The sequence below is a fragment of the Centipeda infelix ATCC 43532 genome (assembly GCF_000234095.1).
GTDB classification, from domain to species: Bacteria; Bacillota; Negativicutes; order Selenomonadales; family Selenomonadaceae; genus Centipeda; species Centipeda infelix.
In genome coordinates this window covers 571,305-597,419 of record NZ_JH376799.1, presented here as the reverse complement: position 1 = coordinate 597,419, position 26,115 = coordinate 571,305, and the positions used below count along the sequence as shown (strand labels likewise).

At 58.7% G+C, this 26,115-nt stretch carries 17 protein-coding genes and 1 riboswitch; of the genes, 12 read left to right on the top strand and 5 right to left on the bottom strand.

The genetic code is table 11. The features are described from left to right. Window positions 1-115: 115 nt before the first annotated feature. Window positions 116-856, bottom strand: coding sequence for a hypothetical protein (locus tag HMPREF9334_RS08860; protein WP_039957448.1), 741 nt, complete (start codon window positions 854-856; stop codon window positions 116-118). Between the two features lie 103 nt (window positions 857-959). On the opposite strand from HMPREF9334_RS08860, the gene HMPREF9334_RS08855 reads away from it, so the two are divergent. The 4 genes from HMPREF9334_RS08855 (at window position 960) to HMPREF9334_RS08840 (ending at window position 10,295) form a co-directional block, all read left to right on the top strand. After that, complete coding sequence (locus HMPREF9334_RS08855) at window positions 960-1,172, top strand: hypothetical protein (protein WP_156792922.1); 213 nt, start codon at window positions 960-962, stop codon at window positions 1,170-1,172. 367 nt (window positions 1,173-1,539) lie between these two features. Further along, on the top strand, window positions 1,540-5,280 hold the full coding sequence (gene rpoB / locus HMPREF9334_RS08850) for a DNA-directed RNA polymerase subunit beta (RefSeq protein WP_006693130.1): 3,741 nt from the start codon (window positions 1,540-1,542) through the stop codon (window positions 5,278-5,280). A 45-nt stretch (window positions 5,281-5,325) separates the two neighbouring features. After that, window positions 5,326-9,327, top strand: a complete 4,002-nt coding sequence (gene rpoC, locus HMPREF9334_RS08845; RefSeq protein ID WP_006693129.1) for a DNA-directed RNA polymerase subunit beta' — start codon at window positions 5,326-5,328, stop codon at window positions 9,325-9,327. A gap of 413 nt (window positions 9,328-9,740) precedes the next feature. Beyond that, a complete protein-coding gene (locus HMPREF9334_RS08840) occupies window positions 9,741-10,295 on the top strand; it encodes a biotin transporter BioY (RefSeq protein ID WP_006693128.1) in 555 nt (184 codons plus the stop codon). A 66-nt stretch (window positions 10,296-10,361) separates the two neighbouring features. On the opposite strand, the gene sstT is transcribed toward HMPREF9334_RS08840, so the two are convergent. The 4 genes from sstT to HMPREF9334_RS08820 form a co-directional block, all read right to left on the bottom strand. Further along, window positions 10,362-11,609: a serine/threonine transporter SstT gene (gene sstT, locus HMPREF9334_RS08835; RefSeq protein ID WP_006693127.1), complete on the bottom strand. Its 1,248-nt coding sequence runs from the start codon at window positions 11,607-11,609 to the stop codon at window positions 10,362-10,364. A 207-nt stretch (window positions 11,610-11,816) separates the two neighbouring features. Next, entirely contained in the window at window positions 11,817-12,671 is an 855-nt protein-coding gene (gene rfbD / locus HMPREF9334_RS08830; protein WP_006693126.1) for a dTDP-4-dehydrorhamnose reductase, read from the bottom strand. A gap of 88 nt (window positions 12,672-12,759) precedes the next feature. After that, complete coding sequence (locus HMPREF9334_RS08825; RefSeq protein WP_006693125.1) at window positions 12,760-14,190, bottom strand: sensor histidine kinase; 1,431 nt, start codon at window positions 14,188-14,190, stop codon at window positions 12,760-12,762. Then, window positions 14,174-14,863 (bottom strand): response regulator transcription factor, encoded by a 690-nt coding sequence (locus HMPREF9334_RS08820; protein ID WP_006693124.1) that lies wholly within the window; start codon window positions 14,861-14,863, stop codon window positions 14,174-14,176. The genes HMPREF9334_RS08825 and HMPREF9334_RS08820 overlap by 17 nt, the downstream gene beginning before the upstream one ends. Before the next feature lie 182 nt (window positions 14,864-15,045). Here HMPREF9334_RS08820 and rsmI point away from each other — a divergent pair, with 182 nt between their 5' ends. The 8 genes from rsmI to meaB all read left to right on the top strand — a co-directional run bounded on the left by rsmI (window position 15,046) and on the right by meaB (window position 26,061). Further along, a complete protein-coding gene (gene rsmI / locus HMPREF9334_RS08815; protein WP_006693123.1) occupies window positions 15,046-15,903 on the top strand; it encodes a 16S rRNA (cytidine(1402)-2'-O)-methyltransferase in 858 nt (285 codons plus the stop codon). 207 nt (window positions 15,904-16,110) lie between these two features. Further along, on the top strand, window positions 16,111-17,655 hold the full coding sequence (gene metG / locus HMPREF9334_RS08810) for a methionine--tRNA ligase (RefSeq protein ID WP_006693122.1): 1,545 nt from the start codon (window positions 16,111-16,113) through the stop codon (window positions 17,653-17,655). Beyond that, window positions 17,652-18,437, top strand: coding sequence for a TatD family hydrolase (locus HMPREF9334_RS08805; RefSeq protein WP_006693121.1), 786 nt, complete (start codon window positions 17,652-17,654; stop codon window positions 18,435-18,437). The genes metG and HMPREF9334_RS08805 overlap by 4 nt, the downstream gene beginning before the upstream one ends. Window positions 18,438-18,479: 42 nt before the next feature. Next, window positions 18,480-18,629 (top strand): secretion protein HlyD, encoded by a 150-nt coding sequence (locus HMPREF9334_RS12650; RefSeq protein ID WP_071985981.1) that lies wholly within the window; start codon window positions 18,480-18,482, stop codon window positions 18,627-18,629. Window positions 18,630-18,835: 206 nt separating this feature from the next. Next, a complete protein-coding gene (locus HMPREF9334_RS08800) occupies window positions 18,836-19,645 on the top strand; it encodes a 3D domain-containing protein (RefSeq protein WP_006693119.1) in 810 nt (269 codons plus the stop codon). A 109-nt stretch (window positions 19,646-19,754) separates the two neighbouring features. Continuing rightward, a riboswitch (cobalamin riboswitch) is annotated at window positions 19,755-19,987 on the top strand. 446 nt (window positions 19,988-20,433) lie between these two features. After that, window positions 20,434-22,620: a methylmalonyl-CoA mutase family protein gene (locus tag HMPREF9334_RS08795; protein ID WP_006693118.1), complete on the top strand. Its 2,187-nt coding sequence runs from the start codon at window positions 20,434-20,436 to the stop codon at window positions 22,618-22,620. Further along, on the top strand, window positions 22,620-24,818 hold the full coding sequence (gene scpA / locus HMPREF9334_RS08790; protein WP_006693117.1) for a methylmalonyl-CoA mutase: 2,199 nt from the start codon (window positions 22,620-22,622) through the stop codon (window positions 24,816-24,818). Before HMPREF9334_RS08795 ends, scpA begins: the two co-directional genes overlap by 1 nt. A gap of 64 nt (window positions 24,819-24,882) precedes the next feature. Then, entirely contained in the window at window positions 24,883-26,061 is a 1,179-nt protein-coding gene (meaB, locus tag HMPREF9334_RS08785; RefSeq protein WP_006693116.1) for a methylmalonyl Co-A mutase-associated GTPase MeaB, read from the top strand. Window positions 26,062-26,115 lie beyond the last annotated feature (54 nt).

The following is a 26,115-nucleotide window of genomic DNA, read 5'->3' as shown; positions in this document are numbered from 1 at the left end:
GGAGGGGGACCGCGTAAGCGGTGGAAGGGGCGCTTGCAGCGATATCGCTGACATAATAGCAAGGGGCTGTTGCACGAAGTTTTTTAGCTTCGTGCAACAGCCCTATTGTACCTTTTTAGTTCTTATCGTTCGGTGTGATGTCGATGGGTGCGTCCTCGAGTACCTGCTGCTCCTCCTCGGGCTTGCGCTTGCGGAGAATGAAGAATGCGCCTGCGCCGATCAGGACGATGACGAGGATGACGGTGCCGATGATCGCCGTCTTGTTCCAGAGGCGGAACGCGACCTCAATCTTCGACGACTCGCCCGTCACGAGCGTCTTGCCGAGATTCCATGTGAGCTGCTTGCCGTCGTTCTCCGTGCGGTCAGCGTTTGAACTCGTGGGTGCGACGGGCAGCGTCATCTGATAGGTGAACGTGATATTGCTCGCGAATGCGCCTGCGCCGCCGCCGTTCTGGCTGCCCTCAAAGAGCAGGTCGAAGTTGTAGTCCGTGTAGAACAGGCTCTTGTTCGCGGTGATGCCCGTGTTCTTGCCCTCGTTCGCCTTGAAGAAGTCATTTTCCGACAGCTTGTCGATCGTGGCGTAGTGCTCCGTGATCTCGTAGCCCGACATATTTTCCTTCGTCACGGGTGTGACCTGCGCGTCCGGATTCTTCGCTGTCGTTGCTGTCTTGCTCTGCTCGACGATCTCGGCGAGCATCGGCACGCTGACGAGAGTCGTCTTGAGGTCGGCACTGCCGTCCTCGTTGATGACGACATTCACATCACCGCTGAAACAGCCGCTTGTGAGTGCGAGTATGCCCAGCATCGCCGCAGCGAGGACGGTGCGCATCGTGCGTGTGCATCGTGTCAGAAACATAAGATACCTCCTATAAATTCAAATGATACCGATTCCATTATATTTTACATGAGCACGGCGGCTTTTGCAAGATGGACGATTGGCAGGGGGGCTTTTGGCGTTCATGTTGCTCATTGCAGGAATCGCAGCAGTCTGCACACGAAATGTCCGCGCTAAATTTGGAATCGTATCTCCGGCAATTTTCTATTGGCTTGGTGCTCTGTTTACGGTGGGGCAGGGGACACATTATAAGGATCTGCCGATTTGGGGCGGCTTGTCATTTCTTTTTGGCATAGTTTTCATCCTTGCAGCAATAAAGACTAAAAAACGCAGCTGATTCTACAAGAGAAATAAATACACGTGAGCAATGTGCTGCTTTGAACCGCATGGCAAAGTCATGCGGTTTTTGAACGAAAAAACTCATACGATGAAAATTTTTCTTGACACGGAAATTAGGATGTAGTATCATACAATGACCTATTGAATAAGAATGGGGATTTGTGCGCCTTTTTCGGGGAGGATGAGGGAGGCACGGATAAAATACTGCCGGAATGGTGCAGGCTTTATCGGTGATTCCGCAGCCTTCGCGGCTCGTGTTAGAAAGGATCATGGAGCAAGGTATTCGGATGGTTGCCTTGTTCTTTTTGTGTCTTTATTTGGTGCACACCTCCATACGATAATCCAGCGAAAGGGTGACAGCGTTCATGTTCAATCCTGTGTCGGTCGGCCGTCGCACCAGGTATAGCTACGCGCGTATCAAGGAAGTTATGGAGATGCCGCATCTCCTCGATATCCAGCGCACGAGCTATCAGTGGTTTTTGGAGGTGGGGCTCGCGGAGATCTTCCGTGACATCTCGCCTATTCAGGATTTCTCGGGGAATCTCATCCTCTCGTTTGAATCATTTGCGCTTGGCGAACCGAAGTACGATCTCGACGAGTGCAAGGAACGCGATGTGACCTATGCCGCACCCCTGCGCGTGAATGTGCGTCTCGTGAACCGCGAGACGGGCGAGATCAAGGAGCAGGAGGTCTTCATGGGCGATTTCCCGCTCATGACAGATACGGGAACCTTCATTATAAATGGTGCGGAGCGCGTCATCGTCAGCCAGCTCGTGCGCTCGCCCGGCACGTACTACGGGGTCGAGATCGACACGACGGGCAAGGAGCTCTACAACGCGACGATGATCCCGAACCGCGGCGCGTGGATCGAGCTTGAGACGGACGCGAACGATGTGGTATCCGTGCGCATCGACCGTACGCGCAAGATGCCCGTGACCTATCTCATTCGTGCGCTCGGCTATGAGACGGACGATGAGATCCGTGCGCTCTTCGGCGATGATTCACATGTCCTCGCAACGATTGAGCGCGATACGGACGAAGTCAAGACACGCAGCAAGGCGGTCATTGAGATCTACCGTCGTCTGCGCCCCGGTGAGCCCGCGAACGAGGACAATGCGCGGACGCTGCTTGAGACGCTGTTCTTTGACCCGCGCCGCTATGATCTGGCGACAGTCGGCCGCTACAAGCTGACGAAAAAACTTGGCTGGCGACGTCGTCTGCTCGGCAAGGTGCTGGCAAACCCTGTTGTTGACAAAGAGACGGGCGAGATTGTCTTTCCTGCGGGTGAGGCGATCACACAGGATATGGTGGAGGCGGTCAGCGCGGAGCGCGAAACGGCGCTCTTCGGCGAGGGCGAACTCGTTGCCTTTGATGTGCAGAAAGCGGATGGCGAGATCCACCGTATGCTTTGTGCGCCGACGCGGGACTATCAGTTCCGCACGGTGACGCGCGAGGATATCATGGCGGCGATCAGCTATCTGCTCGGCCTCATGGATGGCTTCGGCAATACGGACGATATCGACCACCTCGGCAACCGCCGCGTGCGTGCGGTCGGAGAGCTGCTGCAGAACCAGTTCCGCATCGGCCTTTCGCGCATGGAGCGCGTCGTGCGCGAGCGCATGTCAATCCAGGAGACGGATAGCATCACGCCGCAGGGGCTCATCAATATCCGTCCCGTGGTGGCGGCGGTGAAGGAGTTCTTTGGCTCTTCACAGCTCTCGCAGTTCATGGATCAGCACAACCCGCTCTCGGAGCTGACGCACAAGCGCCGTCTCTCGGCACTCGGTCCCGGCGGGCTCTCGCGCGAGCGCGCGGGCTTCGAGGTGCGCGACGTGCACAACTCTCACTACGGTCGTATGTGCCCGGTCGAGTCCCCCGAAGGCCCGAACATCGGTCTGATCGGCTCGCTTGCGAACTATGCACGCGTGAATCAGTTCGGTTTTATGGAGACCCCGTACCGTCGCGTGGACAAGGAACATCGCCGCGTGACGGATGATGTGCGCTATCTGACGGCGGACGAGGAGGACGAGCTCATCATCGCGCAGGCGAACGAGCCGCTCGATGAAAATGAGTTCTTTGTCAACGAGCGCGTCACGGCACGCTGCCACGAGGAAACGGGGCTGCACCCGCGCGACCGCGTCGACTATATGGACGTGTCGCCGCGTCAGGTCTTCTCGATCGCAACGGCGATGATCCCGTTCCTGGAGAACGATGACGCGAACCGTGCACTCATGGGCGCGAACATGCAGCGCCAGGCGGTGCCCCTGCTCAAGACGCAGGCTCCGCTTGTCGGCACGGGCATGGAGTACAAGGCTGCGTGTGACTCGGGCGTCATGGTGCTCGCAAAGCACAGCGGCGAGGTCACGGAAGTCACGGCGAATGCGATTACCGTCCGCACGGATGAGGGCGCATTCGACAACTATAAATTGCAGAAGTTTGTCCGCTCGAACCAGGCGACGTGCATCAATCAGAAGCCGCTCGTCTATGCGGGCGATCGTGTAACGGAGGGGCAGCCCATCGCCGACGGTCCGTCGACTGACAGCGGCGAGCTCGCCCTCGGCTACAATATCATCGTTGCCTATATGCCGTGGGAGGGTTACAACTACGAGGACGCGATTCTCCTCAGTGAGAATCTCGTCAAGCGCGATCTCTACACCTCGATCCACATTGAAGAGTACGAGTGTGATGCGCGTGACACGAAGCTCGGTCCCGAGGAGATTACGCGCGACATCCCGAACGTCGCGGAGGACGCGCTCAAGGATCTCGACGAAGAGGGCATTGTCTCCATTGGCGCGGATGTGCGCCCAGGCGACATCCTCGTCGGCAAGGTCACGCCGAAGGGCGAGACGGAGCTGACCGCGGAGGAGCGCCTCCTGCGTGCGATCTTCGGCGAGAAGGCGCGTGAGGTGCGCGACACCTCGCTGCGCGTGCCGCACGGCGAGGCGGGCAAGATCATCGATGTGAAGATCTTTACCCGTGAAAACAACGATGAACTGCCGCCGGGCGTGAACCGTCTCGTGCGCGTCTACATCGCGCAGAAGCGCAAGATCTCGGTCGGCGACAAGATGTCGGGCCGCCACGGCAACAAGGGTGTCGTCTCGCGCATCATGCGTCAGGAGGACATGCCGTTCCTGCCGGACGGTACGCCCGTCGACATCGTGCTGAACCCGCTCGGCGTGCCGTCGCGTATGAACATCGGGCAGGTGCTCGAGACGCACCTCGGCATGGCATGCCGTGTGCTCGGTCAGCGCATCAAGGAGGGCGACCCGACGGTGGAGGGCGACCTCCGTGCGGCGGGTTACAATTTTGATGCAAACGGGATGCCTGTGCCCGACGTGGCGGGTATCCATATCGCAACACCGGTTTTTGACGGCGCAAGTGATGATGATGTATTCGGTACAATCCGCGCGGCGGGGCTGCCCGACGACGGCAAGACGGTGCTCTATGACGGGCGCACGGGCGAGCCGTTCGAAAACCGCGTCACGGTTGGCTGTGTCTATATGCTGAAGCTGCATCACCTCGTTGATGATAAAATCCATGCACGCTCCACGGGGCCGTATTCGCTCGTTACGCAGCAGCCTCTGGGCGGCAAGGCGCAGTTCGGTGGACAGCGTTTTGGCGAGATGGAGGTCTGGGCGCTTGAGGCGTACGGCGCGGCGTATACACTGCAGGAGATCCTGACGGTGAAATCCGACGACGTGGTCGGGCGTGTCAAGGCGTATGAGTCCATCGTCAAGGGCGACAATATCCCAGAGCCTGGTGTGCCCGAGTCGTTCAAGGTGCTCATCAAGGAGCTGCAGGCAATCGGCCTCGATATCAAGGTGCTCAACGAGGATGCGAAGGAAATCGCGATCCGCGACGAGGAGGACGAGGACATCGGGGAGAAGGCACGCTCGCTTGAGCTCGATGTCGAGGGCGTCGATGAGAGCGGTACGCCGCCCCCGCCGCCCGCAGACTCCTACGATGACGAGGATGAGGGCGCAGAGGATGTCTCGGACGATGATATCATCGCGCACATCGACAGCGATGATGAGGCGGTCGATGATATGGATTCCCTGATGCGGGGCGGGCTCGACAGTATCGATGAGCCGAATGAGGATGTTTAAGGAAGGGAGTGGCATCTGTTGCTGGATGTAAACAATTTTGACTCAATGCGGATTGGACTCGCTTCCCCCGATAAAATTCGTGCGTGGTCGCACGGCGAGGTAAAGAAGCCCGAGACCATCAACTACCGTACGCTCAAGCCCGAGCGAGACGGTCTCTTCTGCGAGCGGATCTTTGGTCCGACGCGTGACTGGGAGTGCCACTGCGGCAAGTACAAGCGCATCCGCTACAAGGGCGTTGTCTGCGACCGCTGCGGCGTCGAGGTGACGCGTGCGAAGGTGCGCCGTGAGCGCATGGGGCATATCGAACTTGCTGCGCCTGTCTCGCACATCTGGTACTTTAAGGGCATTCCGAGCCGCATGGGGCTCATCCTCGATGTGTCTCCGCGTTCGCTCGAAAAAGTCCTCTATTTCGCCTACTACATCGTCATTGATCCGGGCGAGACGGATCTCAAGAAGAAGGAACTGCTCTCCGAGCGCGAGTATCACGATGCGCTCGAAAAGTATGGCAATACGTTCCGCGTCGGCATGGGCGCGGAGGCGATCAAGGAGCTGCTCGAAGAACTCGATCTCGAGCAGATGAGCGAGCAGCTCAGAAACGATGTGCGCACGACCTCCGGACAGAAGAAGGTACGTGCGATCCGCCGCCTTGAGGTGGTGGAGGCATTCCGCAAGTCCGGCAACAAGCCCTCGTGGATGATTATGGATGTCGTTCCGGTGATCCCGCCCGATCTGCGCCCGATGGTGCAGCTCGACGGCGGACGCTTTGCGACTTCTGATCTCAACGATCTCTATCGCCGCGTCATCAACCGCAACAACCGCCTGCGCCGTCTGCTCGATCTCGGTGCGCCCGACATCATCGTGCGCAACGAGAAGCGCATGCTGCAGGAGGCAGTAGACGCACTGATTGACAACGGCCGCCGCGGCCGCCCCGTCACGGGCCCCGGCAACCGTGCGCTCAAGTCACTTTCGGATATGCTCAAGGGCAAGCAGGGGCGCTTCCGTCAGAACCTGCTCGGCAAGCGCGTCGACTACTCGGGGCGTTCCGTTATCGTTGTCGGTCCGGAGCTGAAACTCCATCAGTGTGGTTTGCCGAAGGAGATGGCACTGGAGCTCTTCAAGCCGTTCGTCATGAAGAAACTCCAGGCGGATGGTGCGGCGCACAACATCAAGTCGGCAAAGCGCATGGTCGAGCGTGCACGTCCCGAGGTCTGGGACGTGCTGGAGGACGTCATCAAGGAGCATCCCGTGCTGCTCAACCGTGCACCGACGCTCCATCGTCTCGGCATTCAGGCATTCGAGCCTGTTCTCACCGAGGGGCGTGCGCTGAAGCTGCATCCGCTCGCGTGTACGGCGTACAACGCGGACTTTGACGGCGACCAGATGGCGATCCATCTGCCGCTGTCGGCAGAGGCGCAGACCGAGGCGCGCGTGCTCATGCTCGCGGCGAACCATATCCTCGCGCCGAAGGACGGCAAGCCCATCATCGTGCCCTCGCAGGACATGGTGCTCGGCTCATACTACCTCACGAAGGTGCGCCCCGGTGCGAAGGGCGAGGGCAAGGTGTTCACGGGGATTGCAGAGGCACTGCTCGCCTATCAGGAGAAAGTGCTCGATCTGCAGGCGGAGATTCGCGTGCAGGTTGCGGGCTACGGACTGGTTCGCAGCTCGCTCGGTCGTCTCATTTTCAGTGAGATTCTGCCCGAGGAGCTCCGCCACTACCATCAGGACGAGACAACGGGCGAGTGGAGCCTCGGCGTTCTCATGAACAAGAAGGAACTCGGCAAGCTTGTTGCAAACTGCTACGATCATTTCGGCGCAACCAAGACCGCCGAGGTCATTGACAATGTGAAAAATCTCGGCTACCACTACGCCTGCATTGCGGGCATGACGGTCGCCGTCTCCGATGTCATCGTCCCGCCAAAGAAGAAGGAAATCATCGCAAACACGCAGGGGCAGGTCAACAAGGTCGAGCGTCAGTTCGGACGTGGTCTGATCACAGAGGATGAACGCTACAAAAAGGTCGTTCAGCTCTGGACGAAGGCGACGGACGATGTCGCGGATGCGATGATGGACAACATGGATCCGTTCAACCCCATCTTTATGATGGCAGACTCGGGCGCACGCGGCAACAAGCAGCAGATGCGCCAGCTCGCGGGGATGCGCGGCCTGATGGCGGATCCGTCGGGTAAGATCATCGACCTGCCGATCACAGCGAATTTCCGCGAGGGGCTCACCGTTTCAGATTACTTTATCTCCTCGCACGGCGCGCGCAAGGGCCTTGCCGATACGGCGCTCCGTACGGCGGACTCGGGCTATCTGACACGCCGTCTCGTCGACGTGGCACAGGATGTCATCGTCCGCGAGGAGGACTGTGATGTCTCCGCGATCAACCTCCTGCAGGTGCGTGCGCGCCTCGCGGAGTCTGCATTTGACGCGCTCGAACTCCTTGTTGAAAGTCTAATGGGACGGCTTCTCGCTGCGGCGATCTACGATCCCGAGACGAAGGATGTGCTCTATCCGCAGGATACGGTTCTCGACGATGAGGTCCTTGAGACTATCGGCGAGCGCGATATCCGTGAGATCATGGTGCGCGGCTCCTCCGTGAATGTAGAGGGCGCTGTCAGCAATGCGATGGTCACGGAGAGCATCACGCTTGGTGAGCCGGATGCGAAGAAGCGCAAGAAGGCACGCGCGGCGATTGTCCGCGAACTCAGCGGCAAGGAGGTCGTGCGCGAGGCTGTCGGGGACGATGGTACGGTGCTCGCCGCCGAGGGAGATTTCCTCACGGACAAGATGGTGGAGACCATCATCGACTCGGAGCTGCACGAGCTCCACATTCGCAACAACAACGTGCGTGGCATCGAGGTCGAGGCAATCACCGAGGGCACGGGTGTCATCGAGTCGCTTGCCGACCGCATCGTCGGTCGTGTGCTCGCGGAGGACATTGTGGACGAGGCGACGGGTGAGACCATCGCCCGTATCAACGATCCAGTGGACGAGGCTCTGGCAAAGCGCATCGAGGGTGTGCGTAAGCGCGTCTCCATCCGCAGCGTCCTGACTTGCAAATCGCAGTTTGGTGTCTGCATGAAGTGTTACGGCCGCGATCTTGCCAACCAGGCGGAGGTCGAGATCGGCGAGGCGGTCGGCATCATCGCCGCACAGTCCATCGGCGAGCCGGGGACACAGCTCACGATGCGTACGTTCCACTCGGGCGGTGTTGCGGGCGACGATATCACGCAGGGTCTGCCGCGCGTCGAGGAGCTCTTTGAGGCACGCAAGCCCAAGCACAATGCGATCATTGCTGAGAACGAGGGAGTTGTCGCCATCGACGACACCGGCAAGGGGATGCGCACGGTCACGATCACGCCCGAGGGCGGCGTGCCGCGCGAGTACTCCGTACCGTTCGGTGCACGCATGGCAGTGCGCGACGGAATGGAGCTGAAGATCGGCGACAAGATCACCGAGGGCTCGGTCAATCCGCACGACATCCTGCGCGTTTGCGGTCTGCAGGCAACTCAGCGTTACCTCGTCTACGAGGTGCAGAAGGTCTACAAGTCACAGGGCGTTGAGATCAACGACAAGCACATCGAGGTCATGGTGCGGCAGATGCTGCACAAGGTCAAGATCGAGGAGTCGGGGACAACCGACTTCCTGCCCGGCGAGTACATCGAGATCAACGCGTTTGAGGCAGCGAATACAAAGGCGATTGAGGAGGACGGCGAGCCCGCTGTGGCGAAACCGATTCTGCTCGGCATCACGAAGGCATCGCTCGCGACGGACTCCTTCCTCTCGGCGGCTTCCTTCCAGGAGACCACGCGCGTCCTTACCGACGCCGCGATCAAGGGGAAGATCGACCCGCTTGTCGGCCTGAAGGAGAACGTCATCATCGGCAAGCTCATCCCTGCAGGTACGGGCATGACCCGCTACCGCAACCTGGAGATCGTGGATTTTGCGCCGCAGGTTGTGGAAGAGGCCGAGGAGGAAGAGATCGTCGAAGAGGTACACGAAGAGGTTGACCTCTCGCGGCTGGAGCAGCTGACGAACTGAGTGGTTGCAACTTGATTGTAGAAGTGCTATACTGTTCCTAGGGAAAATGACATGAATATTTTCCAGGGCGACACGAAAAACCGGCAGGTGCGACTGCCGGTTTTTCTATTCCGTTTTTAAGGTGGCTTAGACCTTAGGTTGGTTGCTCCTACTTAGTATCTCTGTCCAACCATTTGCAAATGAAGTAGGATACAACACTTGCCGCGACAGAGACTAGGAATGACATGAATATCTCCATGTGGACGACCCCCTTTCTGTTGCCAGTATGGGGGAAGCAACATCTAGAGTATAGCATAGAAACATTTGTTTTGTCAGCAAGGACTTCCTCGTCGAGTGATGTCTACCGATTTTATAAAACAAGTTGACGAATCTCTCCATTCGCTGTAAAATACCAACGAAAAGGAGCGATTTTAATGAAAACACGCGATGATAAATTCTTTTCCGTACGCAATACAACACGCATGGCACTCTGCATTGCGCTGATCTGTGTGAGCGCATACATTGCGATTCCCGTGCCGTTTATGGCACCGCTCACGATGCAGACCTTCGTCATGTGCCTTGCCGCGCTTGTCTTAACACCGCGCCAGACGGCGGTCGTCCTCGTGGGGTACACCGTGATCGGTGCCGTTGGGCTGCCCGTATTCGCGGGCGGCGTTGGCGGACTCGGCATCATCTTCGGACCGCGCGGCGGATTCTTTATCGGCTTTCTGCTTGCGTACACGCTCATGAGTATGCTCAAGGGAAGCGAGCCGTCCTTTGCACGCTATGCGCTTGTTGGCACTCTTGTGAGTGTGCCCGTCACCTACCTCATCGCAACGCTCTGGCTGACGATCCTGTTTGGCGATAAATTTGCAGGCGTTGTCGCGGCGTTTATGGCACTCGTCCAGTACATCCCCGGCGATCTCATCAAAGCGGTTGCGGCGGGTGCACTTGGTGTGTCGCTAAACAGGCGACTGCGGTATCTCTGAAGTTTTTCTTGATCACAAAAGCGGCTTCTACACAGATGTGCAGAAGCCGCTTTTCTATGCTATGATTTAGTTTTTCGGGGTCATATCCTCTGTTGTGAGCGAACCTGCCTTCGCTCGTTCGGCGAACTCCGCCGTTGCGGTGAAGAGGACATCAGTGGAGCTGTTGAGCGCGGTCTCGCAGGAGTCCTGCAGCACACCGATGATGAAACCAACGCCGACGACCTGCATCGCAATGTCGTTGCTGATGCCGAACGAGGAGCAGGCGACAGGGATGAGGAGCAGCGAGCCGCCCGCAACACCCGACGCGCCGCATGCACCGACGGTGGCGATGAGGCAGAGGAGGAGCGCCGTCGGCAGATCGACGTGGATGTTCAGTGTATGCGCTGCGGCAAGCGAGAGGATCGCAATGGTGATCGCCGCACCGCTCATGTTGATGGTTGCCCCGAGCGGGATGGAGATGGAGTAGACTTCGGGGTTGAGGCCGAGACGTTTGCAGAGCTGGAGGTTGACGGGGATGTTTGCCGCAGAGCTGCGTGTGAAGAACGCGTAGATGCCGCTCTCACGCAGGGTGGTAAAGACGAGCGGGTACGGGTTGCGATGCAGCTGTGCCCAGACGATGAGTGGGTTCATGATGAGTGCGACGGAGAAGAATGCGCCGAGTAGAACGGCAAGAAGCTGCAGGTAGCTGATGAGGGCATCCACGCCGCTCGTACCAACCGCATCTGCGACAAGTCCCATGATGCCGAACGGAGCAAAACGGATGACCCAGAGCACGATCTGCGTCATGACGACGGCGAAGTCACGCACGGTGTTCTTTGTGGTCGGGCTTGCTTTCTGCAGGGCGATTCCTGCGAGGACGCTCCATGCGAGGATGCCGATGTAGTTTGCGTTTGCGATGGCGTGGAGCGGGTTGTCCACAACGTTCAGGATGAGGTTGTGCACGACCTCGACGATGCCGCTCGGCGGCGCGATATTTGCATCTGCGACGACGAGGTGAAGGGTCGATGGGAAGGCAAAGGAGAATGCCACGGCGACGAGCGAGGCGAGGAAGGTTGCGACGACGTAGAGCCGCACGATGGGTTTGAGTGCCGCACCAGAGCCGACGGTGCGCTGCGCCATCGCGTTCATGACGAGGACGAAGACGAGGATTGGCGCAACACCCTTTAGGGCACGGACGAAGACATCGCCGAGCACGGCGACAATGGGAATGGCAGCGGGCGCGTAGAGGGCGATGCCGATGCCAATGATGAGTCCGACCGCGATGAGCTTGATAAGTGCTGTCTCGCGGTACTTGCGGCTGATATTGCTGAGCAAATGGATTCCTCCTTTAGTGGAATAAAATATGCCCCATTATAGCAGAATGGGGCATATTTGTCACTCTTTTGTCAGGGTATACATATTTGTAGGGCTTGTATGGTGGTGTATTGTCCCGCGCGAATGCTTTGCTGCGCAAGCAACTGCTCCACTAGCGATTCCTCAGGCATATCGCATGGCTCGTTCCATTGTCTTTCAACGACGGTGCTATTCCTTTATCGTCTTCAACTCTTCAAGGAATCTGCCCACAGCATCCTGCCATGTCGAGAGGCGGTGGAAACCCGCATCGTCGAGGGATTTCTTGCTGAGGCGCGAGTTCTTTGGGCGCACGGCTTTGGTCGGGTACATATGCGATGGAACGGAGGTGACGTTGACCTCCGTTCCCGCCTGACGGAAGATCTCGGCGGCGAACTTTGCCCACGAGCAGAAGCCCTCGTTCGTCGCATGGTAGATGCCGTATTTCTCGCTCTCTAGCATATCCACGAGCAGCGGCGCGAGGTCACGTGTATAGGTGGGCGAGCCGATCTGATCGGCGACGATGGAGAGGCTCTTGTGGGTTTTCGCGAGTTCGAGCATGGTTTTGACGAAATTCTTTCCATGTACGCCGAAAACCCATGAGGTACGCACGATGAAATATTTCTCAAGGTGTTGCTGCACCGCCTCCTCGCCTGCGAGTTTCGATGCGCCGTAGACATTGTGCGGAGCGGTCAGTGCGTTCGTCTCGTGGGGTGTGTCGCCCGTGCCCGGGAAGACGTAGTCCGTGCTGACGTAGAGGAGCTTTGCATCCCGCTCGCGTGCGAGTCGTGCGAGGATCTCCGTGCCCGCTGCGTTGACCTTGCGGCAGAGCGAGGGTTCGTCCTCCGCCCGGTCGACGGCGGTGTACGCCGCTGCGTGGAGAATCGCGTCGGGTTCTGTCGCCTCAAGGACGGCACGCATGACGTTCTCGTCGGACAGAGGGAAGAGTTCCGAGGAGACACCGTGTACCTCGTGCCCACGTGCCCTGCACTCCTCCACGCAGTCATGCCCCAGCTGTCCCGTTGCACCTGTAATGAGAATTTTCATAGGAATCCGCCTTTCGTTTCTTTTTTCCTATTGTATCATAAAAACGGTTGTTACGCGAAATCATTTCTTTTCGCATAACAACCGTTGTTTACTCTTGTATCGTTGGGATTGTGAGCGTGATGGTTGTGCCCTCATCGATCGCGCTTTTCAGCATGACCTTGATCTCGTGCTGGTCGGCGATCCAGCGTGCGATGGAGAGGCCGAGCCCAGAGCCGCCCGTCTCCTTCGTACGTGAGGAGTCCACGCGGTAAAAGCGGTCGAAGATTCGATCCTGATGCTCGGGCGCGATCCCAATGCCGTCGTCCGCAAGTGTGACGATGATGGCGGAGTGATCGGGGGAGAGAATCGAGTAGGCGTGAATGTGCCCGCCCGCAGGGGTGTATTTCAGACTGTTCTCAAGGAAGATACGCAGCAGCTGACGCAGGAGCACGGGGTCGCCGTCGACCACCGCGGGATCGTTCCTGCCGAGTGTGACCTCGTGCGAGGTCGTGACCATCTGCATTTTCTCCATCGTATCGGCGAGGAGCTCGGCAAAGTCGACTTCCTCCTTGTTGACTGCCTGCCGTTTCTGGTCGGCGCGCGCGAGGAAGAGCAGTTTTTCGATGAGCTGCTGCATATTTTCCGCCTCGGAGCGGATCGCCGTGATGCCCTCGTCGAGGATGTTCTTGTCCTCGCGTCCCCAACGCGAGAGCAGATCGGAGTAACCGAGGATAACCGTCAGCGGCGTGCGCAGCTCGTGTGACGCATCGGAAACAAAGCGCTGCTCCTGGCGGAAGCCCTCCTGCAGACGGTCAAGCATGCGGTTGAATGTGCGCGCCAGCTCGGAGAGCTCATCGCGTGCACGCGGTACGTCGAGGCGCCGTCCCATCTGCTCCACCTCGATGCTGCGCGCCGTCCATGTGATCTCGCGGATTGGCGTGAGGATACGCCGGCTGATGAAATGCCCCGCGAGGAGTGCGAGCACGAAGCAGACGGCGACCGTGTAGAAGAGCAGTCGCTGGAGTGAGGTGAAGAACTCCTTTTCCGTGGTGATTGTACGAAGGAAGTGAATCTGATAGGTGATGCCGCCGTACTCGATGGTCCGTCGCGCGTGGTAGACGGCGCTGTCCTGGAAATCGGAGACCTCCATATCGGGATTCGCCCAGATCGGCGTTTTGATGCGCGCGCGCTCAATGGTCTCAAGCGATGGGAAATGGGCATCCGTGTCGAGCACAACGTGGCCCGTATCGTCCGTGATCCGCACAATGACACCGGGGATGACGGGGCCCTCGAACCAGAACTTCGCCTCCGCCGCATAGCCGTTCTCGATGTTGTTCATCACATGGCGTATACTGCGGTCGAGATCGACCTCCGCCTGCCGATAGAAATAGATGTACGCGCCAATCCCCAGAATCGCCGTCGACAGAATCAGTACGAGAAAGAGGATTGCCGCGTACAGCACCGTGATCTTTGTGGAAATGCGGACGTAGAAATAACGGTCGATCCAGCGGGCAAGGCGCGAGTTAGTCGCGGACAACATACCCGACGCCCCGCACCGTGTAGATGTACTTCTTGTGGAAGCGGTCATCCAGCTTGGCGCGCAGGTAACGGATGTAGACATCGACAACATTGGTCTCGCCTGTGTAGTCGAACCCCCATACCTCCTGCAGGATCTGGTCGCGCGTCAGCACCGTGCGCTTGTTGCGCAGGAGATATTCGAGCAGATCGTACTCGCGCTTTGTGAGGGCGACGGTCTCGCCGTCCACCTGCACCTCGTAGCGCGAGAGGAACATGATGAGATTCTTCACCGTGAGCCGGTCGGAGGCATCCTCCGTCGAGATGTCACGGCGGCGCAGCGCGTTCCTGAGACGCGCAAGCAGCTCGGGTACGGCAAACGGCTTCGTGATGTAGTCGTCTGCGCCGATGTCGAGCCCCTCCACGCGATCCTCGACCGCATCGCGTGCGGTCAGCATGATGATGGGCACATTCGAGACTGTGCGGACACGGCGGCAGATCTCAATGCCGTCCATGCCGGGCAGCATCACGTCGAGCAGTACTATGTCGAAGTTCTCCTGAATGATGCGCTCATAGGCACGCGTGCCGTTGCCCTCGGTCTCCGCCTCGAATCCCTCGTGCTCCAACTCCATCTGCAGGAAGCGGGCAATGCGTACCTCGTCCTCAACCACGAGGACACGCGTCTTCTGTTCGTCCATAATAGTTCCCCCTCGCTTGGCTTCTAATGTTGTGTTCTTACTATATACGAACTGTGTCAAAATGAAAAGCCCAAAATGAGAAATATAATCGAACTTTTAGTCGGCGACTGTTTTTATAAGCCTCGCTTGACAATGGTTCATCCGTGCCCCACAATGGAAATAAAAGGAACGGGAGGAATGACATGGAACAGACGGGACGGCTCTATCTCTGCGCAACGCCCATCGGCAATCTTGCGGACATCACCTATCGTGCGGTCGAGACACTGCGCACGGCGGACGTGATCGCCGCCGAGGACACGCGGCACACGCGTGGGCTTCTCGCGCACTATGATATCCATACGCCTATGACGAGCTACCACGAGCATAACAAAGAGGAAAAGGGGACAGAGCTGATTGAGCGCCTCCGCGCGGGGGCAACGGTCGTCTGCGTTAGCGACGCGGGGCTTCCAGGCATTGCCGACCCCGGCGGCGACCTTGCACGGCGTGCCATCGCGGCGGGCATCCCCGTCACGCCTCTGCCGGGTGCGAATGCCGCACTCTCCGCGCTCATCTGCGCGGGACTGCCGCTGGAGGGCTTCACCTTCGTCGGCTTTCTCCCGCGCAAGGAGAAGAAGCGGCGTGATCTTCTGGCGCGTATTTCCGCCTATCGCGAGACACTCATCTTCTACGAGGCTCCGCACCGACTGCGTGAGACACTTGCCGCGCTTGCAGCGGAGCTCGGCGCGGAGCGACAGGCGTGTGCCGCGCGAGAACTGACGAAGAAGTTTGAGGAGTTCCGCCGCACAACCCTCGGCGACCTCCTCGCACACTATCGGGAGCATGAGCCGCGCGGCGAGTTTGTGCTCATCGTCGCGGGTGCGGACGAATCTGTCGCCGCTGCGGATGACGTGGAGGAGATGACGCTCACCGAACGCTATGCGGCGCACATTGCCAAAGGTTTGGACAAGAAGGAAGCCATGCGTCGCACCGCGCAGGAACTTGGCATCTCACGGCGAGATGTGTATCAGGCTCTCTTGGCGGGGGACGATGATACCCACTGAAGATTGATGATTTTCGTCAAACGGTGTATAGTTTTTCGGTTCTATGATAATTGTTACTGTTATTCAGCGAACTTTATTTTATCAGTAATTCCTTAGAACGTGCGAGAGCATGACCTGTTCGTCCTCATACAGTATGAGAAGTAATATTGAAAGCGCGCCGCGCGTGTGCTACTATATAGTACATCAAATCGAAACGAGGCATGATTTATGAGCGAGAAGACACCATTTTACATTACAACACCGATCTACTACCCGAGCGCGAAGCTGCACATCGGGCACGCGTACTGCACGACGGTTGCGGACACGATTGCGCGGTTCAAGCGGCTTGCGGGCTATGATGTGTTCTTTCTGACCGGCTCGGATGAGCACGGACAGAAGATCCAGCAGGCGGCGGAGAAGGAGGGCGTGACGCCCCTTCAGTACGTCGACCGCATTGTCGCGGGCTTTCAGGAGCTGTGGCGGCTGCTCGGCATTTCCTACGACGACTTCATCCGCACGTCGGAGGAGCGTCATTATAGGCTTGTGCAGAACATCTTTCAACAGATCTACGATCAGGGCGACATCTACAAGGGAGAGTACAAGGGGCTCTACTGCACGCCGTGCGAGAGCTACTGGACGAAGCTGCAGCTTGATGAGAACGGCTGCTGCCCCGACTGCCACCGCCCCGTGCAGGAGGTTGCGGAGGAGGCGTACTTCTTCCGCATGAGCAAGTACGCGGATCGCCTGCTCGCGTACATCAACGAGCATCCGGACTTCATTCAGCCGGTCTCGCGCCGCAATGAGATGATCGCGTTCATCGAGCAGGGCTTGGAGGATCTGTGCGTCTCGCGCACCTCGTTCGACTGGGGCATCCCCGTGCCGTTCGACCAGAAGCACGTCGTCTACGTCTGGTTCGATGCACTCACGAACTACCTCACGCCGATCGGCTATATGGATGACAAGGCGAAATTCAACCACTACTGGCCGGCGGACGTACATCTCGTCGGCAAGGAGATTGTGCGCTTCCACACGATCATCTGGGGCTGTATGCTGATGGCACTCGGCATTGACCTGCCGAAAAAGGTCTATGGGCATGGCTGGCTCATCGTGGACGGCGCGAAAATGTCAAAGTCGGTCGGCAATGTGGTCGATCCGATCGCGCTCATCGAGGAGTTCGGTGCGGATGCCGTGCGTTACTTCCTGCTGCGTGAGATCACGCTCGGGCAGGACGGCAACATTTCACGCGACACGCTCATCGGGCGCATCAACTCGGATCTGGCGAACGATCTCGGCAATCTGCTGCACAGAACCCTTTCGATGGCAAAGAAGTATCGGAAGGGCGTTATCACGAAGGGCGCAGGGCGCACGGACTTCGACGCGGCACTCGAGGAGATGGCTGCGGCGACGGTCAAGGAGTATACAGAGCAGATGGAGCAGATGGAGCTGTCGGCGGCGATCAAGACGGCATGGACACTGATCTCGCGCACGAACAAGTACATTGACGAGACCGCACCGTGGACGCTCGCCAAGGACGAGGCAAAGGCGGCAGAGCTCGACTCCGTGCTCTATCATCTCGTTGAGTCGCTGCGCGTGACGAGTATCCTGATCTCTCCGTTCCTACCCGTGACTGCGCGCCGCATCCACGAGCAGCTGGGCTTCACATCGGACTTTGCAGAGGTGCAGCTCTCCGATGCTGCGTGGGGCGGCACGGAGGACGGACATATAGTCGGCACGGCGCAGCAGCTTTTCCCGCGCATTGAGATCGAAAAATGACGACATTCATTGATACGCACGCACATCTGTATGACGAACGCTACGATGACGACCGTGCAGAGATGATTGCACGCGCCGCTGAGGCGGGGGTCGCGCAGATCATCAGCATGGGCGACACGATGGCGGCGTCTGCGCAGGTGGTTGCCGATGCGGAGCAGTATCCCGCGCTCTATGCAGCCGTCGGTGTGCATCCTGAGAGCGCGTGTGTGCTGACGGATGCAGAGCGCGCACAGCTCCTTGCGTGGGCGAAGCATCCGAAGGTGGTCGCCATCGGCGAGATCGGACTCGACTACTACTGGGAGAAAGATCCGAAGGTACGCGCCGTGCAGCGCGATCTCTTTGTCGTGCAGCTCGGCATTGCACGCGCGGCGAGACTGCCTGTCTGCATCCACGACCGCGAGGCGCACGGGGATACGCTCGCCATCCTACAGGCGGAGGGACGTGATCTCACAGGTGTACTCCACTGCTACTCGGGCAGCCTTGAGACGGCGCGGGAACTGTGGAAACTCGGCTACTATATCGGCATTGACGGTCCTCTGACGTTCAAGAACGCGGGAAAGCTGCCCGCGATCGTACGCGAAGCACCGCAGGACAAACTCCTCATCGAGACGGACAGCCCGTACCTTGCACCCGTCCCGAAGCGCGGCAAGCGCAACGAGCCCGCCTATGTCACTTTCGTCGCGGCAAAGATCGCCGAACTGCGCGGCGAATCCGTTGAGGAGGTTGCACGGTACACGACGGAGAATGCACGGCGGCTGTACCCAAAGTTGAGCGCGGTGTGATGAACGACACAAGTCCGATGTACCTAGGGAATCGCTGATAAAATGAAGTCTGTCAGATTGGTGCAGATTTTTTGCCCTGTCAAGGAGACAAACCGGACTCATAGCAAGGGCTATGTGGAGGATTTGTCGACGATGAGAGGGCGAAAAAGATACGCCAAGATGGCACGGCTGAATTTATCAGTGCTTCCCTAGCTCTTTGAAACAACTTTATTGTTCTTTCGTAAATCATCGCCCTGCGCGTGGAGAAATTCTCCGCGCACAGGGCTTTTGTGTGGGACGAATATCCTTCTCAGTGGAGGGGAAAGGATGAAAACATACGATGAAATTATTCTGAATCCCATTTTTCATATAAAATTCAGCGTAAAGTGGGAAAATACCGTCAGCAAAGGGGGAATTCTATGCAGTGGAAGAAACTGGGACAGCTGATTCAGACAAAGAAGAACACAGTGCTCTGCGCCACCTTGGCGGGGATGATGCTCCTCTCCAGTGGATTCACGATGAACGGCCTGCCGAAGAATATGCAGCGCGTGAGCGTGCACGTTGACGGAGAGACCATCACCGACATGACGGTGCAGACGAAGCCCAATGATATTTTTGAGAAGCTCGGTGTAAAGCTCGGTGCGAAGGACACCTACGAGGTGTTTCACAACGAGGGCGAACGCCATACCGAGATTTCCGTACACCGTGCCGTTCCCGTGAGCATTTCGTTCTGGGACGACACGCAGCAGGTTATGACGAGCGGGCGCACCGTCGGCGATGTCATGGCGGAGTACGGCTATAATCCGCAAGAGGTTGACGTGACACCTGCGGCGGACACGCCGATCACGGCAGATCTTGCGATCCGGCTGACGGAGAACGAGCAGGCTGCCGAGCAGCGCCGCGCACGCGAGCGCGAGGCAGACCGCGTCAGCCGCGGCATCCCGCGTTACCGTGCAGCATACACGATGCACGCATCGGCATATCTTCCGAGTGATGGGGGCGGCAGCGGCATCACGGCGACGGGCATTCCCGCGCGCCACGGTGTCGTCGCGGTCGATCCGAACGTCATTCCGCTCGGCTCGCGCCTCTACATTCCCGGCTACGGTGAGGCAATCGCGGCCGACACGGGCGGTGCGATCGTCGGTCATACGATCGATCTCTGCATGGAAAGCTACGACGAGGCGATTCAGTTTGGTCGCCGCAGCGTCGAGGTTTATGTCATCGACTAATTGAATTTATGCATAAAAGGAATCACTGTGAGATAATTCACGCAGTGATTCTTTTTTAGTTGACAAAGGAAGTTTTTAGTGGTACTATTCTATCGTACCATAAAAATTACATATTGATTTTGGATCAAGTGCAGAGGTTTTGTCCTGCAAAACCTCAATTGCTTCATAGGGAATCCGGTATGGGAGCTATGAACTTCATAAGCCGGAGCGGTCACGCCACTGTAACAGTGAGTGAGTCCACGCGCTGACCTTGGGTCAGCAGTCACTGAGGAGAAATCTTCGGGAAGGTGTGGATGAGCGATGAACTGGAGCCAGGAGACCTGCTTGATTAACAATCACCGATTGACCTGCGAGTGATGGGGATGGAGATTTTGCGGATTCGTTCGCCTCGAGAGAGAGTTTGGCGCTTAGACCAGACCGTCGGGAACTGAGTAACGATACCGAAAAAGCCCGTTCTGCACACCGTGGAATGGGCTTTTTCTTTGCATACATTCCGGCGGTGCGTGGAACGATCCTGAGGAGATCTGTGTGCATGTGAAAAGATTCCCGTGCCCAGAGATTTCCCCGGGATGAAGGAGTATGCGCTCCTTGGGGAAACATTGCTCATCTTTTCAGTTCTCGTTTTGCCCCTTTGTATTAGGGGCGCGCTCTGAGGGTGGAAGCTCAGGGCGATTTTTTTTCAAGGAATGCAATTCCGCGCATCATGCACAGAATTGCTTTTTCTTTTATGTTGGTTCATCTGTTGAACTGACAGAGCCTTCCCGCAATAAATTAAAGGAGGACGTACTATGCCGGAAGAAAAAGAACGGTCGAGTGACGAGGAGCTTCAGAAGCTTCTGAAGAAATCGGCGGATGTTGAGGACTTCCCCGAGGTCTCGCTCGACGAATTCACTCCGCCGACGGACGAGGAGTGGAAGGCGGCCTGTGAGGCGCTGCTCAAGGGGGCGCCGTTCGAGAAGGTCATGTTCACGAAGACCTACGAGGGCATCACATTCGACCCCATGTATACGAAGAAACACACGGAGGACATCCTGCCCAAGCGTGTCATGCCCGGTATGGGGGACTATCTGCGCGGCGTGGATCCCGCCGGTTACATTGGGAAGCCCTGGGGCATCGCGCAGGCATGCGATGAGACCCTGCCCGCAGAGAACAACGAGCTCCTGCGCCATGAGAATGACAAGGGCTCGACGATCTACCACATCGTGCTCGACACCGCCTCGCGTGTGGGTGTGGATGCGCGTCAGGCGGAGAAGGTCGGCGACATTGGCACGAGCGTGACGACGGTCGATGATATGCATACACTCCTTGAGGGGTTGGATCTCACGAAATTCCCGCTCTATATCTATGCGGGTGCAAATGCCCTCCCGATCCTCTCGCTTGTCGCGGCAGCACGCCGTGCGGCAGGAGACGACATGACGAAGGTGCAGGGCATCGTCGGGGCGGACCCGATCGGTGCACTTGTGACCGACGGCAAGCTCCCCGCATCGCTCGATGCACACTATGACAGCCTCGCTGCGGCGGCACGCTGGGCGACGGCACATGCGCCGCATCTGCGCACGGTGTTTGTCCGCAGCGATGTCTACAGCAGCGGTGGTGCGAACGATGTGCAGGAGGTTGCGGCGTGTCTGGCAACGGCGGCGGCGTATCTGCGTGCGCTGTGCGAGCGCGGGCTGACGATTGACGAGGCGGCGGGGCAGATCGCATTCGGGTTCTCGATGGGTGCGAACTTCTTCCTGCAGATTGCAAAACTGCGCGCCGTGCGTCCGATCTGGGCGCAGATCGTCAAGGCGTTCGGAGGCAATGCCGAGTCGCAGAAGATGCGCATTCACGCGCGTCCTGCGCTCTTCTTCAAGACCATCTACGATCCGTATGTCAATATGCTCCGCAACACGACGGAGATCTTCTCAGGCGTTGTGGGCGGCATCGACTCGTTCGAGAGTGCGCCGTTCGACGAGCCCATCCGCAAGGGCGATGAGTTCTCGCGCCGCATTGCACGCAACATCCAGATCATGCTGCAGGAGGAGTTCGGCATGCTGCAGCCGATCGATCCTGCGGGCGGCTCGTGGGCGGTTGAGACGCTGACGCGCCAGATGAAGGAAAAGATCTGGGCGGAGTTCCAGAGCATCGAAAAGCAGGGCGGCATCGTGGCGGCACTCCGTGCCGGCTCGGTGCAGGACGAGATCGCAAAGATTCTCGCCGACCGCTTCAAGAAGGCGGACATCCGCAAAGACCGCATTGTCGGCAACAATATGTACCCGAACATGACGGAGACTCTGCTCGACCTGCGTCCTGAGGACACGGCGGCGCTCAAGGCACAGCGTACGAAAGACATCGAAGCATATCTCTCCGACATCGACACGAAGCATCGTGACGAGGCGCTTGCGGCATTCAAGGCGGACGGCACCCTCGAGCACGGCATCGAGGCGGCGTTTGCGGGTGCAACGATCGCAGAGCTGATGGCGGCGGTCACGGACGGCAAGGGCACGGCGGAGACGGTCGCGGCGATCGCACCGCACCGCTGGAGCGAGCGCTTTGAGGCGCTGCGCCGCCGCACCGAGGACTACAAGGCGGAGAAGAACGACAACGTCAAGATCTTCCTCGCGAACATGGGCCCCATCCCGCAGCACAAGGCACGTGCGGACTTTACCACAGGCTTCCTGCAGGTCGGTGCATTCGAGGTGCTCGGCAACGACGGGTTCAAGACGGTCGAGGAGGCTGCCGAGGCGGCGGGCAAGAGCGGCGCGGATGCGGTGGTCATCTGCTCCACGGATGCGACCTATCCCGAGATCGTTCCTGCGCTCGCACCGAAGCTCCACGAAGTGCTGCCCGACGCACGCGTCTTCCTCGCGGGTGCAGCGCCGAAGGATCTCCTTGAGACCTACAACAACGCGGGCATTGATGAGTACATCTCCGTCAAGGCGAACTGCTACGAGGTGCTTGAGCGCCTTCAGAAAAAGAAAGGGATGATTGCGTAATGGCAGGCTTTACGAACCCGGATTTCACCGGGATGAGCCTCGGCGAAAGCCCGTCCGCAGACTCCAAGGAGTGGCGCGCCCTCTTCGAGGGGACGACGGGACGGACGTTTGAGGCACTCACGCACAAGACGATGGAGCGTGTACCCGTGAGCCCCTTCTACGATCACGACGTATACGAGCATATGACCCACCTCGACTTTGCGAGCGGCATCCCGCCGTGTCTGCGCGGCCCGTACTCCACGATGTACGTGTTCCGTCCGTGGACGGTGCGCCAGTACGCAGGTTTCTCGACGGCAGAGGAGTCGAATGCATTCTACCGCCGCAACCTCGCCGCAGGTCAGAAGGGCCTTTCCATCGCATTTGACCTCCCGACGCATCGCGGCTATGACGCGGACAACCCGCGCGTGGTCGGCGACGTGGGCAAGGCGGGCGTTTCGGTCTGCTCCATGCTGGATATGAACATCCTGTTCTCGGGCATTCCGCTCGACCAGATGTCCGTCTCCATGACGATGAACGGTGCGGTTCTGCCGATTCTCGCGTTCTTCATCGTCTCGGGCGAGGAGCAGGGCGTTGACAAAAAGATCATGGCAGGTACGATCCAGAACGATATTCTGAAAGAGTTCATGGTTCGTAACACCTACATCTATCCGCCTGAGATGTCTATGCGCATCATCGGCGACATCTTCGAGTACACGACGAAGTACATGCCGAAGTTCAACAGCATCTCCATCTCCGGCTACCATATGCAGGAGGCAGGTGCACCTGCGGACATCGAGCTCGGCTACACGCTGGCCGACGGCCTTGAGTACATCCGCACGGGCATCAAGGCGGGGCTCGCCGTCGACGACTTCGCAAAGCGTCTCTCGTTCTTCTGGGCAATCGGCAAGAACTACTTCATGGAGATTGCAAAGATGCGCGCAGCGCGTGTCCTCTGGGCGAAGATCGTCAAGTCGTTCGATGCGAAGAACGACAAGTCGATGGCACTGCGTACGCACAGCCAGACTTCGGGTTGGTCACTGACGGCGCAGGATCCGTTCAACAACATCGCCCGCACGGCGATGGAGGCGATGGGCGCGGCACTCGGCCACACGCAGTCCCTCCATACGAACGCACTCGACGAGGCGATCGCACTGCCGACGGACTTCTCGGCGCGTATTGCGCGTAACACGCAGCTCTACATCCAGGACGAGACGAGCGTGTGCAAGATCATCGATCCGTGGGGCGGCTCGTACTACGTCGAGGCTCTCACGAACGAGATCATCCGCCGCGCTTGGGCGCATATCCAGGAGGTCGAGGCACTCGGCGGCATGGCAAAGGCGATCTCGACGGGGCTCCCGAAGATGCGCATCGAGGAGGCGGCAGCACGCCGCCAGGCGCAGATCGACTCCGGCATCGAGAGCATCGTCGGCGTGAACAAGTACCGCCTCGAAAAGGAAGACCCCCTGCAGATCCTCGCGATCGACAACACGGCCGTGCGTCAGGCACAGGTCGAGCGTCTCGAGAAGCTGCGCGCAGAGCGCAATGCGGACGATGTGCGCCGCTGCCTCGAGGGCATCACAAAGGCGGCGGAGAGTCGCGACAACGGCAACCTGCTCGAAGCAGCCGTCGATGCAGCACGCGTCCGTGCCTCACTCGGCGAGATCTCCGATGCAGTGGAGAAGGTCTCTGGCCGTTTCCAGGCGGTTATCCACACCATTTCCGGTGTCTACTCCTCCGAGTTCACGGACAAGACCGAGCTTGACCGCGCCCGCGAGATGGCGGACGAGTTCGAGGAACTCACGGGTCGCCGTCCGCGTATCTTCGTCGCGAAGATGGGACAGGACGGACACGACCGCGGACAGAAGGTCATCGCGTCCTCCTTCGCCGACATGGGCTGGGACGTCGACGTGGGGCCGCTCTTCCAGACCCCTGCCGAGACGGCGCAGGATGCGGTCGACAACGACGTGCACATGGTCGGATTCAGCTCGCTCGCAGCGGGACACAACACGCTCCTGCCGCAGCTCGTCGATGAGCTGAAGAAGCTCGGACGTGACGACATCATGGTCTGTATTGGCGGCGTTATCCCCGTGCAGGACTATGACAACCTCTACGAGCACGGCGCGGTCGCGATCTTCGCACCGGGCACGAACATCCCCGAGGCGGGCATCAAGCTCCTGACCCTTCTCATCGCACGCGCGAAGGAAGAAGCTGCAGGATAAGGCAAATAGCGGCGCCGCTCTCTGCATGAGGGCGGCGTTTTGCCATATCACGAAAGGAGGCTTTATGAGCGAAAAATATACCACAGAACGGCCCGACTGGGTACCCGAGGATGCCGACTGCAAGTTCACGACAAGCGTCATGGGCGGCATCGAAGGCATCAAGGATTTGACCGTTGGAAATATCAATCCGAAACTGCTGAACGGTAAGGGAATGCCGCGCAGAAAGCTCGTCCTCAATGAGGACGACTATGTGGAAGGCGTTGCGCGCGGCGACCGCATGACACTCTCGCGTGCAATCACGCTTATCGAGAGCAACAGCAGCAAACACTTTAAGCTTGCACAGCGAGTCTTGCAGCGGCTCCTGCCAAGGACAGGCAATGCCCTGCGCATCGGTATCACGGGTGTTCCCGGCGCGGGCAAGTCCACGATGATTGAGGCGTTTGGTAATATGCTCTGCGATGCGGGGCATCGCGTCGCCGTACTCACCGTTGACCCGACGAGTTCCGTGACAAAGGGCTCGATCCTCGGCGATAAGACGCGCATGGGCACACTCTCACGCCGTCCCGAGGCGTTCATCCGTCCGTCACCTGCGGGCGGAACGCTCGGCGGCGTCGCGCGCAAGAGCCGTGAGACGATGCTGCTCTGCGAGGCGGCGGGCTACGATGTCATCATCATCGAGACGGTCGGTGTCGGACAGTCCGAGACGACCGTACGCTCGATGGTCGACTTCTTCCTGCTCGTCGTGCTGACGGGCGCGGGGGACGAGCTGCAGGGCATCAAGAAGGGCATCATGGAGCTTGCCGATGCGATCGTCATCAACAAGGCGGACGGCGATAATCTGATTAAGGCAAAGGTTGCGCGCGGACAGTATGAGCGCATGATCGAATTCATCCGTCCCGCGACGCCGGGCTGGGAGACGCACGCCTACCTCGCCTCTGCCATTGAAAAGACAGGACTTGCCGAACTATGGGAAGTCATCCGCATCTTCCGCGACAAAACAACTGAGACGGGCATCTGGAAGAAACGGCGCGACGGTCAGCTGCTCGACTGGATGAACAGCATGATCGACGAGCATCTGCACAACCTGTTCTTCGACGATGCCATCGTGCGTGGACGGATGCCTGAGGTGAAGGAGGCGATTCTCTCGGGCGGCATCTCGCCGACGCAGGCGGTCGCCGAGCTCCTCAGCGTGTTCGACGTACGACAGGCAGCGGGGCGGCAGGTTGACCTCTTTACGAATTGAGAACAGCCTCCCCCGTTTACGGGGGAGGGGGACCGCGCGCAGCGTGGTGGAAGG